We start from the raw sequence: 14369 nt of genomic DNA on the forward strand, positions 1-14369 counted from the left end.
ACCTCCTACTCCCCACTGACTTCAACGGTGAAGTACGCCATCCGGCAGTAGGCAACAAAGTTGGTCTGCCACAGGGTGAATAACTCATGGGCCTCTGAGCGCTGGACAGGCCCCCATCCTTGCAAATAGTGTTCGTCATCCAGGAAGTTGAAATCGAGTTCTTTGCAAAGCTCTGCATCCTGGCCCAGTCCCTGATAGCTGAAGTCGGTGACGTAATCGAACAGCCAGCCATCAAGACCACGTATCAGACGGATCTCAACGGGGTGAGCCCCTCCTTGCTCGGGGCTGTAGGTGGGACTGCGAAAGTTGAAGGTGAGCTGGGTCAGGCGCTCGAGGTTGAGGCCGAGATGGGCGACCTCCTGACTGAGTAACGTGAGCAGCGCTTGGGCAACGGGCAGGGCAAAGCCGTCCCGGAAAAAGGGAATAGTCATGGAGTTCTCCTTGAAGGGGTTAAGCGTCGCCGAACAGCTCGCGCATTTTTCTGGCTGCACGGGCACGGATCTGGGCGTCAATAAAGGCGGTAATGCTGGCGAGTGCGGCACTCAGCACCGCAATGTCATCAGCGAGCCCCATCGGTAGCACATCCGGAATGGCATCGATGGGCGAGATAAAGTAGGCCAGCGCACTGTAGATCAGCAGCTTGGCCCAGAGCGGCACATCCTCTTTCTGGCTGGTGTAGTAGAGCAACAGACAGGTCTCGATAAAGGGCCGACCGGCACGTTTGGCAAAGGCCCAGAGTTTGTGCCAAAAGCCAGAGTGATCGAAGGGCTCGCATTCGGGGGGAATGCAGGGTGGCATAGTGTGATTCCTTCATAGGTGAGCGGGTTGCTGAAATAAAAAGAGGAGGCTCATTGCCTCCTCTTGGTATCGTCGGGTCCAATCATTCATATTCAATGTCGTAGGTAACACTGCCCAGATTGGTATTAATCGATACCTCATAGACCTTGTCACAGTGACCGCTCCCTCTTACGATGGGAAACTGCGCCTTTTGACCATACTGCATGGCTAAAGGCAGTCTGGGTGATGGTACACCTTCGATTTCACTGTATTTAGCCAGCCTACATTGACCACGGTTACCCGTTACCGAGATAACGTTAACATGGTTATTTAAACTGACGAGCTCGATGGATTGAACGGATACTGGACGATAATCTTTATCAAATTTGCCAACCGACACGTTAAAGCTGAGCGGCCCAGATGCGCCCCCCTCCTTCGCATCCTCTTGCTGTAGGCTGGCGTTGCTTTCGTCATCAGGGAATGTCAACGCGGTATCCGTCTTGCAAATGAAATTGCTGGCATCGGGGTCGGGCAAGACCGCCTTAGCGTTAGACATGTACAGGGTGTAGCTTTTACCTATGCCATAAACAATCTCAACAGCAGTCGCATTCCTTAGTGCTTTCATAAACCATTTAAACTGTTCGACCACCAAGGGGTCATTAAAATTAAACGGATTGTAGTAAGGTTTTCCATTGATGTTGAAAACCAGGTTGGTATATCGATTACCTCGAATGTTTAACTCCGCATTGGCAGCATGTTGATCACTGCACATAATCGTGAATGAAAGACCGTCAGCGGATTGCGTGAAGTGTTGCTCAGAACCAACCGACTCAAGCGTCCATGTCGGTAATGTCACTTTTGGTGGTTGCTCTTCAGACTCATACGCCCATGTCAGTAATGGAATAAGCGATAACAAAAGACCTAATATTTTCATTTTCTATCCTCTTTATTATCCAACGTAGTAACCCAACACATTTTGTAAAAATCCCCCAGCTGCGATGTAGCCCACGATGCCCCCAATGAGCTGGGGACCCATTTTCCAAAACAGTTTCTTCTTGAACATTTCCTGTGCACCGTCAGCTAGCAGCACATCGGGCTGAGTGAAGCGGCGAAAGAGCTCGCCAGCCATCATTCCGAGTGATGAGAACAGTGAGCCAAACACAAAGAACCAGAGATGCCCCCATATCCCGAGTTGGGGGGAACCTCCGGTCCAGAGAGAATGAATCGTGGCTGCCAGTAAAAAGAGGGTGGCAATGATGGGGTAACGGATCATGATTTTCTCCTTGGTTAATGTAGTGAGTGTGAAAAGGGCATGAGTAGTGGGGTATTAAACGAGGCATGAACCTCCGGCCATGGGCAACCTGTGTTGCCTGGATGACGTACACGGGTCGCCTTGGCGGCCATCGCATCACATCGATACAAGACCTTTTAGGGTGATACTCACCTTTTTGGGTCCTTATCGTCAATGGGCTCATGATTGACCATGTGGGTCGATTGGAGGGGCTATGACGGACATCGACTTGAAACAACTGGCCAAAAATGTGGGTAAAGCGATTGGACGTCAGCGCAGCCAAGCTGGGTTGACCCAAGAGCAGGTGGCTGAACACCTCAATATCGGTATGGAAGCGGTCTCTAGGATGGAGCGTGGAATTGTGGTGCCGACCGTAGTGCGGCTGGCTGAACTCGCTCAACTGTTTGGTTGTGAGCTGGCGGACTTTCTGCGCGAGACCAGCAACCGTCCCACCGAGCAGGGCATTGTGTTGAGCCAGCAATTGGCACAACTTGATGATGCCGACCGGACCTTGCTGCTGGAAACCATTAATCGTCTTGTAATGCGATTTACCCAATCAAAGTAAATGAATGAGACAACGTTGATGGCATAAATCTCCGTACCCGGACTGGCATCAGCCAATCCGGGTGAGGACTGTTATGCCGGTTTATAAAGAGAAGCGAAATTATTGTAGTAACGTGAGTGCCTGTTCCTAGCCTTGGTATTTGAGCTGAGGTCCTTGGCCAAACCAAACTGAATCAAGTCGATTATCCTGACTACGTGCACGACGATGATGATCGACATATTCCGTGACAGCATTGACCAAACTGCATGCTGTATTTTTGGTAATGGCAGGTCTGAGCCCATGCCAGCACCCATATACAGCACGTACAGTTTTTGGACGGGACGGCTGAGAATAATATTCTCATCATCGCCAGCCGGATCATTAAGTAGCTCGCCGAAGAAATTAAGGGCTTCTACGGGGGATGCCGGACGATTGCTCAACGAAGTCATCTCTTGTTGGAAACGATCCCAATTTGCCATACCAAGGCCCAATGCCTCTTTGACGGCAGCCGCATTGAATTTGGTGGAATGGGGAACCTTGACCGCCCCAGTATTATCCCGTAGCGCTATTTGCAAGGTGATATTACAGACGACTCGTAGCGAGGTAAATTGTGCTGTGGTGCACAGCGTGCCATCACAACTGGTGGCGAGCAGCAGGTAGGATTTCACTCTGTCGCCACCTTTCAGTTTCATGTCTCGCCTGTCTTAGCCAGCGCCCATAATTTTCGGCCGCCCTTGAGCGAGCCCGCTGTTTCCAACTCAAAGCCACCCACCTCTACCAAGTCTTGATAGAAATGTAGCACCTCATGAGGTTGCACCACATTATATCTCCGTGAAACAACCGATAGAGGTTATAGATTATCAGAGTGGTACAGAACCTTACTCTCTGAATAAGGACGGAGATGCAGTGCATAGGCGGCGACGTTAAACATCATGTCACTCTGCTCGATGGTCCAATCCATCCCTGCTGCCTGTAGCCAGATATCCCAAGATTGGCGTGGCAGCAATATATTGCCAAGGAGCTTGGCCAGTGTAGGCCATGGAATCAATTAAGTGTGCCATATTTAGAATCCCATTCATTGGTTAATTCAAGATGGGAATATAGGTGTGAACATTATTGGAGTTGCCTATCAGTTTGTAAAAACAAGTCTCAGTAAAGAGCTCCAAAGGAGTCACTTTGGGGCGCTTCTTCCTGCTATTGTAGCGGGAGTAGCAGAAGCGCACTTAATAGGGAGAACCATTATCTGAATTTTTTGTTATTTTTTTTAATCGTCTTTTTATTTCATTGGCAAATTTTTCAAAAACATAATGGTTATTATACAGTTCCTCTTCAAGAGGAAAGGGTATGAATTCGTGCAATAAACGTTGACCTTCATAGTTCAACGTCAACTCGGCATGATTTAATTCATCAAGATTTTTATGAAAATCTATTTTGTATCGATAAGGATCAATTGAATAAAGTATTTTCCTTTTTAAGTAAATAGATTCGCGACTGAATCGTTGAACATTAATGGATTGTTCGATTATCCAAGATGGCCAAAACTCAATGAGTGAGTTTATCTCGCATAGACAGTTGTAAAGTGTCGATTTTGGTATATAAGGGATGCAATTACTTTTCATGAATGGTGTTAACAATGCTCTGATTTTATCTATTGGCGCGGCATGCAAGTCAGGGCATGAGCTATAAAGTGCATCCAGTGCCCTTTCAAGCTTATTTGGAAATGGGTTCATCATTGCTATTTTATCTTCCATTGAAAGTGTCTCAATACACTCCAAAACTTCTGCATAGGTTTGAATAGAAGAAAATGCATAAAGGATTGATGGTGTAGAAAATATGCTCTCATTGACGATTTTAAATGGGTCCTCAGAATGCTTCTCTAGCCAAAGGTCAGCACCACCAAGCAAAAACGCTAATTTTGCGACATGTTCATATTCACGGTGTTTTATATTAGAGATATATAATTTTATCCTTAATGCTAGCGCTAGGTGGGTTAACGTATTTTGAAGTCGTCCGGCCGAGAAACTACTACCGCTATTTAAAATTAACAATGCACGTTCATAACTCTTTGTTAACTCGCCTTTGGCAATGAACGAGATAACAGCATTGAAGTCGTAACAAAATTGGATAATGGGTTTGTTTATTTTACCTTGTGGAGGAATGATATTATATCTTGATTGTTCTGAGATAGTATTAAGCACCACGTCAAGCTCATCTCTTGTTAAAGAGGATTTAGCTATTCGTATAACAACTTTGTCAAAAAATCCCATCAGTGTATCTGAAGTAAGATATGGTGTTTCAGAGTGTAATAAACATTTAAACAAAGAAAGGCAGTCGTCTTTCAGGTCTTCAAGAGTTTCCATAGGGCTAGTTGAAAAATCAATTTTCCTAGAAAGAAATATTGCGACTCTTGCCCCATACCAAAATGATTTTAGCTCATCTATTGTGGGGAATTCCTTAGAGGAAACAGAAATATTATCCTCGTGTAATTCCTGGCAGACTTTATCGATAGTGTGAAGACTGATGATGGACTTCTTTCCCTTATACCCCCGAAGAATTTTTTTAAAGGTTGTTCCAACGCCATGGATGAGGAATGACTTTTGTCTGCACATCCATGAGTTAATATTCTCTTCTGCGTGTTGCAGATATTCAGGAGTCAACATGTACAACAGATGAGTCATCAAGCTGTCTGCACGAAACTCATCTTTATCCAATGGTGAGTAGAAAATGGGTTTATTTTTATCGATGATAAGTGCGATTGCTTGTCTCATGAATGGCAATTGAACATCACGAAGAAAATACATATATAGCTGAGATCTTGATAAGTCAGAAAATATTTCAGCTTTATTGAAATGTAGCAACATTTGGTTCATGAAATCAAACATGACTTTTAGCCTATCTAACAGCATGAGCTGATCGGTGCTTTTCCCATTATTGTTCACAAGATGCTTAGCAAGGCCTCTGGTCATTTTTTCGACCATATCGGAAAGGGCATCAATGCTCTTTAATTCTTGAAGCTGATGTTGCCGGCCATCCCTCAATCCAAAAGCGTCATACATAAATGTAACGAACTCATCAAGGCTATGGCTATTTATTCTTAGCTTATCTGTTGTTGGTTGTGACACCTTGTTTAAACCTCTACATATGTTCTGTGTTTTTAATTTTTCTTCCCCGCATCTTTACTTCCGCTCAGTCCGCAAAGAAAAAGCAAGCAACGCTACGAGTCAACAATACCATGGCCTGTTTCTATACAGAAAAGCTTGTCGAGGAGTTTGAAAGGCTCTCCAGCTTTTAGCCATATCTCTGCACATTTTCGGCGTTTTCATTTTTCAGTAGGAGTTAGTCTGCCCTCAGTCCAAACCAAAGCGGAGATGAATCATGAACTTGCAAGAAGATGGTCACTACTGGGATCGTGAGACGCTACATCGAGTTGTACGCATCAAGGAGCTAACTCGCATCCTGGGGCTTTCGCGTTCGACCATCTACAACAAACTTAGCCCCCGATCCAAGTTTTACGATCCCGACTTTCCCAAGCCGTTGCGCTTGGGGAGTAGTTCAGTGGGGTGGTTGCTGTCATCGGTACATCAGTGGCTTGCCTCACGTATCAACTAGTTTCCCCCTGTATTAACGAAGGAGATCTTAAAATGAACACAACCCCCATCAAGCTCAATCTGATTGGAGAATTTCCTATTCATGTACTCGAGGAACAGCTGCAAGGCGTCATGCGTCAGATCCAACAGCAGACGCAAGCTCCCCTTGGGCTGATTGCCTCGTCCGTACTCAGTGCAATGGGACTGGCTTGCCAAGATCTGGTGGATGTCAGTCCTAAAGCAGGCCTTATTCACCCAGTCTCCCTGTTTTTTATTACAAAGGCTGACTCGGGTGAACGAAAAACAGCGGTTGACGAGCTGGTGATAAAGCCTTTTCGCAAACTGGAACTAATGGCAGAACAGCAATATCGTGATGCGCATGCACAATACACGGTCGAGCTTAGTGTTTGGGAAGAAGAGCAAAAGGCATGCAAGAAGGCGTTGCATAAAGCGATTCTGGCAAAAGAAGACGCCTCGCTTGAAAAACAGGCATTAAGAGATGTGGAGGCGGCAAAGCCTTCACTTCCATCGAATAAGAAGTGGCTTCTGAATGATGTGACGAGTGCAGCCATCAAACATGCCATTAGCGCCTATGGTCACACTATTGGTGTCTTCTCGGATGAGTCCGCACATCTTTTTGCCAGTGATTTCATGCGCGAGACCTCTGTACTGAACTCTTTGTGGGGGGCAAAACCAATTTCGGCTCTGCGAGTATCTACTCAGGGGGAGACAACGATCGGTGATTACCGATTTAGCCTTTCCCTGATGGTCCAGGGGCCGCTCTTTGAACGGTTCCTTGAGCGTCAAGGTGATCAGGCTCGCGGGTCGGGTTTTTTCGCACGTTGTTTGTTGTCTGAGCCCCATTCAACCCAGGGATCTAGATTTATCGGTGATGAGTTGTCGCTAGGTGGTGTCAATGCCATCTATCTGAACAACTTTTACCTGACTGTAGAAAAACTGCTGAAGGTATCCCAGATGCGTCGTGAATTGAGTAAGCCCAGAGTGTGCTTGACACTTTCGCCAGAAGCTCGTGCTCGCTGGTTCGCAATGGCAAATAACGTTGAAAGCAACATTGGTCCCTTCGGTGAATGGCGTGAGTACCGGGATTTTGCTTCTAAATTCATGGAGCATGCTTCAAGAATTGCTGCAGTCTTGCACTGCTTTACTGAACGTAGTCGAGTCATCTCTGATGTGAGCATGCATGCAGCAATAGTTATTGTTGATTGGTACTTCCAACATTTCATTCAACAATTTAAAGAACGTACAGTTCCAGATGACATGCGCGAGGCGAATGAGCTGGATCGTTGGCTGGAAAGCAATCTGCATCGTAGCAATAATGGTATATTCAAGAAAAATGATATTCGCAAGTTTGGTCCGAACTGTATCCGTAACAAAGGGAAGTTGGATCGGGCACTGAATGCACTTGTTAATCGGATGGCAGTGACCCTGTACCAATTTAATGGCACGAACTATGTCAATTATTACCTGCCAGGGCAAAGAAGGTTACTTGTGTAACAGCAAGTGTTTTAATACGTAGCATCTGGTGCATTTCATATGTAGCTATAGAGTTGCTTATATAGCAATAAGCATATTCATAGCCAGCGGAGATAATGTCAAGCGTCTACATAGCTAACAGTGACTCACAAGAACCACTCTGGGTTAGATGATTGCGTGAGTGCAGAGAAGGGAGTGATAGACACTAACTATACAAATCAAAAATAACTCTCACAGAGCATTTTCTCTGGTGAAATTAAGGTGTGTTTGAATGTTTTGTTCAAAATCATCTGGTGCCATTGAATCATGAATATTGGTTTTTAATGTTATTTGTTTCTACCCTAACTCATTGCTTAATAGAAATATAAACAACCACCTAACTGGTTATCCAATCATTCATGATGGTTTCGAGTACAGGCGTAATCAACAAGATGAAGCCTGTAACCAGATTTACGAGTAGGACATGACTACATGTCCTCACTCATCAGTAACATCAAAATATGGAACTAGGAATAAGTATGCCTAAGTATAACCACATTGATATCGATGCTATCCCAATACAGCATAAAACAGCGAAGGGATTACGTGTGAAAAACGCAATTCCTATAACAAGAGCGTTGCGTGAAATGCTTGCTCAATCTGTTCATTATCAGCAGTTATTCAAATTTATCGACAAACTGGAACAGATGGATGTCTACCCTACTCTATTTTCGGCTGAAATGCTGGGGGGGAGTATTTACCCCCTTACTAAGGAGGGGAGAGAGCTATCAGCTATCGTCACGCTTGCTATGCAGATATACAAGCATCAGGAGTTTTTTAATTTGCATCCCAAGTTGGCTTGCTTGTGTAATTTCGTCGTCAAGCATCAACTTCATGAGATGATCATGAATGGTGGCGCCTGCCAAGATTCGCAAGATAGTCTGGACTTCAGGTATCAGCAGCTGATGTCGGAATTGAAGTCTGAAGCCATGCAGGGTAAGTGCTGCACCTTCATGAAGGGAGCGCAGAAGAATACAGCATCACTGCATCGATACGTGAATGGGCTGTTTGGGCGCTATGCTCGTCTCGTGGTACTGCGTGTTGATTTGTACTACAAAGCGGAGTTCTTGGATGAGCTTTCTATTGAAGAGATCATCAAGCACAAAAAAGCGCTGTTTAAAAATCGTCGCAAGGGGGCATTGGCTGCCAATTGGGTGGGGTATGTTTGTCGTTTGGAAATTGCACCTCTAACAGGCTTTCATTTTCACTTGGCAGTTTTTATGAACGGTGCTCACTTCCAGCGCGATGTTTACTACGCAGCGGCCATCATTAAGGAATGGTTGCGTATCACGGGTAACCGGGGCAGAGGGCATAATTGCAATCAGAAAAAGGCTGAGTATCGGGAGTGTGGGATTGGCATGGTTGGGCATGCCGACAAGACGAAACGAGGCTATTTAAAAAAAGCACTTGCTTATCTGACCAAATCAGATCCTGCCGCTAGGCTGAAGATCAAAGGGCACCGCACCTTTTTCAAAGGCAATCTTCCCAAGCAAGTTACAGCACGAGGTAGACCGCGATTGAATGCGTAGGCTGTGATGAAAGTCTCTTCAGTTAATAAGACCGTGAAGTGTATATTTCAATTCAGGTTAAGTGAGATGGCAGCATGAGCCAGTTAGCTACCTCGGAATTTGTTATTTATTTTTAGTGAGTATTAAAAGGTTTTTTTTAGCTTTGTCTAAGTACCGTTCGTGATAGATGAATGGGGGCTGGCCGTTAAGGAGTGAGGGCGGATATCGTGTCCTGGTGAGGGTATGTAGTGGTCAACTAAATCCGGACGCTTGGTTAGGCCGCTCTTCGGCTTTTGCTGGCGGTATCCCGTTATTGTATTGATGTGGACGCCGCCAGTTGTAGTAATCCATCAGGTAATAACTGATATCCCGCTTTGCCTCCCGCACGCTCATGTATCCCATAGCCGGGAGCCACTCTGACTTCAGGCTTCTGAACAGTCGCTCCATCGGGCGTATCCCAGCAGTTACCACGACGACTCATGCTCTGGGTTATGCGATAGCGCCACAGTCGTTGCCGAAATGCCCGGCTACCATATTGGCTGCCTTGGTCAGAGTGAAATAGCACACCGGATGGGCAACCCCGCTGCTGATAGGCCATCTCCAGTGCTTTGATTGCCAATTCTGCATCAGGTTTATCAGACATCGCCCAGCCCACGACCCGCCGGGTATGCAGGTCAAGCAGCGCTGCCAGGTAATGCCAACGGCCACCTGCCCAGACGTAGGTGATATCGCCACCCCAAACCTGATTGGGTTGCTGGACATCAAATTCGCGGGCCAGCAGATTGGGAATGTCCGGTCGTTCAGACCGAGCGACCTGATAGCGATGAGTGCCCGGTTGCTTGGATACCAGACCGGCTTCCTTCATCAGACTGCGCACTTTGAATCGACCAATCTGATGTCCCAACTCTTGCATCATCGACATCAAGGCGCGGCTGCCAGCCGAGTCCCGGCTCGCTTTGAACAAGCGGCGCAACTCGCTGCGTTGTTGCATCCGCTCACGGTTAATCACCCGTTTGCGAGCCTGATAGTCGTAAAAACAGGAGGTGGGAACATCAAAAGCGCAGCAGACCAGGGTGATGGGGGCTTGCTCCCTTAATCGGTCTATCAGCGCGTACGTGTGAATTCGTCCGCCATCAAGAGAGCAGTAGCCTAATGGGATGGTCTGCTCCACCCACCCCGCTATGCTGTAGCCAGCATCAAGGAGGCTCATCATGACTCAAGCGCAGATTTACATTTACGGGATCGATTTAGGCAAAAATTGGTTTCACCTGGTGGCGATGGATCGCATGGGGCATGTATTGACCAAGCAAAAGCTCACGCGTTCACAACTGAAACAGTTCATTAGCACGACCCCACCCTGTCGGGTCGCCTTCGAGGCATGTCCTGGTTCACAATACTGGGGGCGCCTGTTTCAACAGGCGGGGTTCGAACCCAAGATTATCCCTGCCCAATTTGTGAAGCCCTACCTCAAATCAAACAAGAATGACTTCAACGATGCTACCGCCATTGCCGAGGCTGGTAGCAGAGGCACTATGCGCTGTGTCCCGTTGAAATCTCATGAGCAACTGGCATTGCAGGCGACTCATCGCGTCCGTCAGCGTTTCATCGTCTAACGTACCGCTACTGTCAATCAGATGCGAGCGTTGCTGCTGGAATATGGGCTCACCGTGCCAGTCGGCAGAAAAGTCTTCGAGCGCTCTCTGCCGACGATCCTTGAAGATGCCGAGAATGGCTTGCCTGACTTTATCCGTGCCCTGGTATTTGGTATTACGCCTGAGAGAACGGTGGCAACAGCTGGATATTCAGATTGATGACATGAGCTTCATGCTCGGACAAGCCTCAAGCGCATCAGGTTTGTGCCAAAAAATCAGTACCGTCCCCGGCATTGGACCGATTGTCTCAACCGCGTTGATTGCCGCGATTGGCAATGGATCACAATTCAAGAAAGCCCGCGACCTGTCAGCCTGGTTGGGGCTGGTCCCCAGGCAATACTCAACGGGCGGCAAATCTTCGCTCGGCGGGATCAGTAAGCGTGGCAATAGCTATTTAAGGCAAATGGTTATTCAAGGCGCCAAAGCGCTAAAAATTCACATGAAGCGTGACAAATCATCGTTAGGCGAATGGGTCGCCAGGCTGGAGGTCGGCCATCACCACCATGTGGTCCTTATCGCCCTGGCCAACAAGATAATGCGAATTTGCTGGAAAGTGCTGACATCCGGCATGGATTACCAACCGTATCCCAACACAAGTTCAGCCGTCTAACTGATAGAACTCATACCCGGTTTTGCGAGCCAAAAACAGATGACAGAAGCGTTCACCCCACGACGTTGCAGCCTGGCTAAAAAAGCAGTCTCTCATGACTGGTAGCTTTATTAGGACGATGACGTGCGGATCCCATCAAGGCCAGAGCCGGAAAACAGCTCACAGACAGGCCGGATACATTGACGCAAACGACTTCAGGAAATCAGTTCAAGCTTGCAGATAAGGAGCAGACCATACATTTTTTAGAATGTCCTTTTCGCGCTCGAGCCGGTTGATACGGGCTTCCAGCTCCTGGATTTTTTGCTGCTCCGGAGTCAGCGCTTTGCCGATTGGGGTTGTACCACAGCGTTCGGATTGAAGTTGCTGAACCCAGCGGCGCAGTACGGTTTCACCGACATCCAGTGAACGGCTGGCTTCAGGGACAGAATATCCCTGGTCGAGCACCAGGGATGCGGCTTCGAGTTTGAATTCGGCAGTAAATGAGCGACGTAATCTTGTCATTGAACACCTCAGGTCATGGTGGCGACTGTACCACCTAAAATGGTGTCCGGGATGATTAGACCACTACAGTAAGAATTAAACCATATCGTTCTGCGTTGTCTGCATTTGCGGCAAATGGTTTGGATGAAACGGTTTATTTTGATAACTATCGACGAGCTATAGGCCCATCAAGCATAGAAAGGGGATTTATCAATAGCGTAGATCGTCGATTATATAATGACTTTATTCGAAGCAGTCGCCTGTAGGCTGCGTTGTTGAGCAAATTGTCGTGGTCAACTAAGGAAGGTGCGAACAAGTCCGCGATGTGAGATCATAAGCCCCACTTGACCTCATGGATGAGGTTCAGTATGAATCACCAGCTCACCTTCGCGGATAGCGAGTTCAATGGTAAACGCCGCAAAACCCGCAAAGAGATATTCTTGGCTCGCATGGACGCTTTGCTCCCATGGTCAAGGATGCAGGAGGTCATCGAACCCGTCTATCTCAAGGCTGGTAACGGGCGTCGTCCTACCCACTCGATACCATGCTGCGCATTCACTGCATGCAGCAGTGGTACAACCTCAGCGACGGCGCCATGGAAGACGCACTCTACGCGATTACCTCGATGCGTCTGTTTGCCAAACTCTCCCTGGACCAGGCCATCCCTGACCGCACTACGATTATGAATATCCGGCACCAACTGGCACGCCAATTCTTTGACACCATCAACCAGTGGCTCTGTGACGCAGGCATCATGATGAAGCAAGGAACGCTGGTCGATGCCACCATCATCGAGGCCCCCAACTCCACCAAGAACAAGGGGGGAGAGCGTGACTCCGGGATACATCAGACCAAGAAAGGCAATCAGTGGTATTTCGGCATGAAGGCTCATATCGGCGTCGATGCCAAGAGTGGCCTGACTCACAATCTGGAGACCACGTCAGCCAACGAGCACGATCTCAATCAGGCGGGAAATCTGCTCCAAGACGAGGAAGTGTTTGAGTTCGTTGATGCCGGATATCAGGGGGCTAAAAATCGTGAAGAGCTGGCGAATGTAAAGGCACAATGGGCAATTGCCATGCGCCCTGGCAAGCTCAAGGCGCTCAAAAAGCATCCCCCTAAAAACAAAGCAATCATTGCTTTTGAGAGGCTCAAATCCAGCATCCGCGCCAAGGTGGAGCACCCGTTCCTGCTCATCAAACGTCAATTTGGCTTTGTGAAGGCGCGGTACAAGGGACTGCTGAAGAACGGCAACCAACTGGCGATGTTGTTTACGCTGGCAAATCTGTTTCGAGTGGGCCAGATGATACGGGCATGGGGTGGCTGCGCCCAAAAATCGAGATAAGCCTCGAGAATGAGGCTAAATGGCGTTTAATCTCCCATTAATTGCGGTAAAAAGTCAGTTTTTTGAGTGATGAGCATTTCAAATGTGAACAAGGAGTTCGTGATGAAGGTGCGATCCGCTTGTTCGCACCTTCCTAAGATTATTATTGATTATGGTGTTTTTTTCTCGCGTATTTTTAGTCTGCTATGAGCTATTATATTTGCATTGAAAATATTCAATGCATCTCCGGTACCTAAGTGAACTGTCATTTGGTTACCCTCGGCTTTAAAACCGGCTCGACTCTTTGCCCATCCAGGATCAAGTGCTTCTAACTTGAGCGCACTTCTCGCTGGCTCATTAACACCGCCACCAATAGCTACAAGCTTCTGTATAGTGCCTTTTTTCAAGGTAAAGCGAACCAATACCCCATCATACCCTTCTGAATACGATAATGCAGGGCTGACAGATGTTTCTGTTGTTGAGCTTAATTTTTTAGTTGTCTTTAGTATGTCATAGTGCTGTTTCGGTATTGTTCGGTAAACTATTTCATTATCATCAACGTCCCGTTCTAAGGGAATTGCGAATTTATTATCTGCACCTTTCACAGGAACACCAATCAAACCACTTTTATCTGCATTTAGAGTCGGTAAAACATCTAGATCATAGCTATACTTTGGCTTAAAAGATGAAGTTGATCTCGATATTATTGATGACACCTTGTCTATTGTAAGGCTGAAGTTATCACCCTGTTTCTTTTTATTCATTTCATTTAATTTATTGCGCGCTTTTTCATGAGCGATAGCATATAAATGCCCACTTAATCCACTTATGCCTCCCATGTATTCCAGAACATCCTGAACTTGATATTTCCTAAAGTCTTTGGCAGCATTTTTTGCTAGTTCTTGTAAGGTTGGAAAAGTGTCAGGAGCCAGCCCATCAATATCCTGTATAGTCACAGGATTATTGCGCACCATCCGGTACAGGTTCAGCCCATCCACCGTCCCCGCTGGGTCTGCGTTCAACCAACGACCCACCCACGGCTGGTAATACCGGTACCCGTAAT

12 protein-coding genes and 4 pseudogenes are annotated in these 14369 nt (G+C 47.0%); 7 read left to right on the plus strand and 9 right to left on the minus strand.

The window, feature by feature from the left end; translation table 11 throughout:
• Positions 1-5: 5 nt before the first annotated feature.
• From ACB035_RS15045 to ACB035_RS15060, 4 genes are all read right to left on the minus strand, one after another.
• Entirely contained in the window at positions 6-431 is a 426-nt protein-coding gene (locus ACB035_RS15045; protein WP_076362365.1) for a DUF2787 domain-containing protein, read from the minus strand.
• 19 nt (positions 432-450) lie between these two features.
• Positions 451-798 (minus strand): YkvA family protein, encoded by a 348-nt coding sequence (locus tag ACB035_RS15050; RefSeq protein ID WP_371167589.1) that lies wholly within the window; start codon positions 796-798, stop codon positions 451-453.
• Between the two features lie 82 nt (positions 799-880).
• A complete protein-coding gene (locus ACB035_RS15055) occupies positions 881-1711 on the minus strand; it encodes a hypothetical protein (protein ID WP_371167590.1) in 831 nt (276 codons plus the stop codon).
• 15 nt (positions 1712-1726) lie between these two features.
• Positions 1727-2050 carry a hypothetical protein gene (locus ACB035_RS15060; protein WP_371167591.1) on the minus strand — a complete coding sequence of 108 codons (324 nt, stop codon included), beginning with the start codon at positions 2048-2050 and terminating at the stop codon, positions 1727-1729.
• Between the two features lie 232 nt (positions 2051-2282).
• On the opposite strand from ACB035_RS15060, the gene ACB035_RS15065 reads away from it, so the two are divergent.
• Positions 2283-2633: a helix-turn-helix domain-containing protein gene (locus ACB035_RS15065; protein WP_076362369.1), complete on the plus strand. Its 351-nt coding sequence runs from the start codon at positions 2283-2285 to the stop codon at positions 2631-2633.
• A 71-nt stretch (positions 2634-2704) separates the two neighbouring features.
• Here the strand turns inward: ACB035_RS15065 and ACB035_RS15070 are convergent.
• Positions 2705-3432, minus strand: a pseudogene (locus tag ACB035_RS15070) (DUF932 domain-containing protein).
• A 403-nt stretch (positions 3433-3835) separates the two neighbouring features.
• Complete coding sequence (locus ACB035_RS15075) at positions 3836-5734, minus strand: hypothetical protein (RefSeq protein WP_371167592.1); 1899 nt, start codon at positions 5732-5734, stop codon at positions 3836-3838.
• A gap of 253 nt (positions 5735-5987) precedes the next feature.
• Here ACB035_RS15075 and ACB035_RS15080 point away from each other — a divergent pair, with 253 nt between their 5' ends.
• The 3 genes from ACB035_RS15080 (at position 5988) to ACB035_RS15090 (ending at position 9261) form a co-directional block, all read left to right on the plus strand.
• Positions 5988-6221 (plus strand): helix-turn-helix transcriptional regulator, encoded by a 234-nt coding sequence (locus ACB035_RS15080; RefSeq protein ID WP_371167593.1) that lies wholly within the window; start codon positions 5988-5990, stop codon positions 6219-6221.
• Positions 6222-6253: 32 nt separating this feature from the next.
• Positions 6254-7714, plus strand: coding sequence for a YfjI family protein (locus tag ACB035_RS15085; RefSeq protein ID WP_371167594.1), 1461 nt, complete (start codon positions 6254-6256; stop codon positions 7712-7714).
• A gap of 497 nt (positions 7715-8211) precedes the next feature.
• Positions 8212-9261: an inovirus-type Gp2 protein gene (locus tag ACB035_RS15090; protein WP_371167595.1), complete on the plus strand. Its 1050-nt coding sequence runs from the start codon at positions 8212-8214 to the stop codon at positions 9259-9261.
• Between the two features lie 231 nt (positions 9262-9492).
• Here the strand turns inward: ACB035_RS15090 and ACB035_RS15095 are convergent.
• Positions 9493-10390 (minus strand): annotated as a pseudogene (locus ACB035_RS15095) (IS3 family transposase); the annotation flags it as partial.
• A 61-nt stretch (positions 10391-10451) separates the two neighbouring features.
• On the opposite strand from ACB035_RS15095, the gene ACB035_RS15100 reads away from it, so the two are divergent.
• Both ACB035_RS15100 and ACB035_RS15105 read left to right on the plus strand, forming a co-directional pair.
• Positions 10452-10853, plus strand: a complete 402-nt coding sequence (locus tag ACB035_RS15100) for a transposase (RefSeq protein ID WP_371167596.1) — start codon at positions 10452-10454, stop codon at positions 10851-10853.
• Positions 10854-10968: 115 nt separating this feature from the next.
• Positions 10969-11502 (plus strand): IS110 family transposase, encoded by a 534-nt coding sequence (locus tag ACB035_RS15105; protein ID WP_371167597.1) that lies wholly within the window; start codon positions 10969-10971, stop codon positions 11500-11502.
• A 240-nt stretch (positions 11503-11742) separates the two neighbouring features.
• Here ACB035_RS15105 and ACB035_RS15110 read toward each other — a convergent pair.
• Positions 11743-12003, minus strand: a pseudogene (locus ACB035_RS15110) (transposase); the annotation flags it as partial.
• A gap of 347 nt (positions 12004-12350) precedes the next feature.
• Here ACB035_RS15110 and ACB035_RS15115 point away from each other — a divergent pair.
• A protein-coding gene (locus tag ACB035_RS15115) for an IS5 family transposase (RefSeq protein WP_371167598.1) occupies positions 12351-13327 on the plus strand; the annotation gives its coding sequence in 2 pieces (ribosomal slippage) (positions 12351-12513 and positions 12513-13327; 978 coding nt in all).
• Positions 13328-14229: 902 nt separating this feature from the next.
• On the opposite strand, the pseudogene ACB035_RS15120 reads toward ACB035_RS15115, so the two are convergent.
• A pseudogene (locus tag ACB035_RS15120) lies at positions 14230-14369 on the minus strand (RHS repeat-associated core domain-containing protein); the annotation flags it as partial.

The sequence above is a fragment of the Aeromonas sp. S12(2024) genome, from assembly GCF_041402305.1.
GTDB classification, from domain to species: Bacteria; Pseudomonadota; Gammaproteobacteria; order Enterobacterales; family Aeromonadaceae; genus Aeromonas; species Aeromonas veronii.

Coding starts and splice junctions, on each gene's coding strand:
- ACB035_RS15045 (WP_076362365.1), bottom strand. CDS start 431: ATGACTATTCCCTTTTTCCGGGACGGCTTTGCCCTGCCCGTTGCCCAA.
- ACB035_RS15050 (WP_371167589.1), bottom strand. CDS start 798: ATGCCACCCTGCATTCCCCCCGAATGCGAGCCCTTCGATCACTCTGGC.
- ACB035_RS15055 (WP_371167590.1), bottom strand. CDS start 1,711: ATGAAAATATTAGGTCTTTTGTTATCGCTTATTCCATTACTGACATGG.
- ACB035_RS15060 (WP_371167591.1), bottom strand. CDS start 2,050: ATGATCCGTTACCCCATCATTGCCACCCTCTTTTTACTGGCAGCCACG.
- ACB035_RS15065 (WP_076362369.1), top strand. CDS start 2,283: ATGACGGACATCGACTTGAAACAACTGGCCAAAAATGTGGGTAAAGCG.
- ACB035_RS15080 (WP_371167593.1), top strand. CDS start 5,988: ATGAACTTGCAAGAAGATGGTCACTACTGGGATCGTGAGACGCTACAT.
- ACB035_RS15085 (WP_371167594.1), top strand. CDS start 6,254: ATGAACACAACCCCCATCAAGCTCAATCTGATTGGAGAATTTCCTATT.
- ACB035_RS15090 (WP_371167595.1), top strand. CDS start 8,212: ATGCCTAAGTATAACCACATTGATATCGATGCTATCCCAATACAGCAT.
- ACB035_RS15100 (WP_371167596.1), top strand. CDS start 10,452: ATGACTCAAGCGCAGATTTACATTTACGGGATCGATTTAGGCAAAAAT.
- ACB035_RS15105 (WP_371167597.1), top strand. CDS start 10,969: ATGGCTTGCCTGACTTTATCCGTGCCCTGGTATTTGGTATTACGCCTG.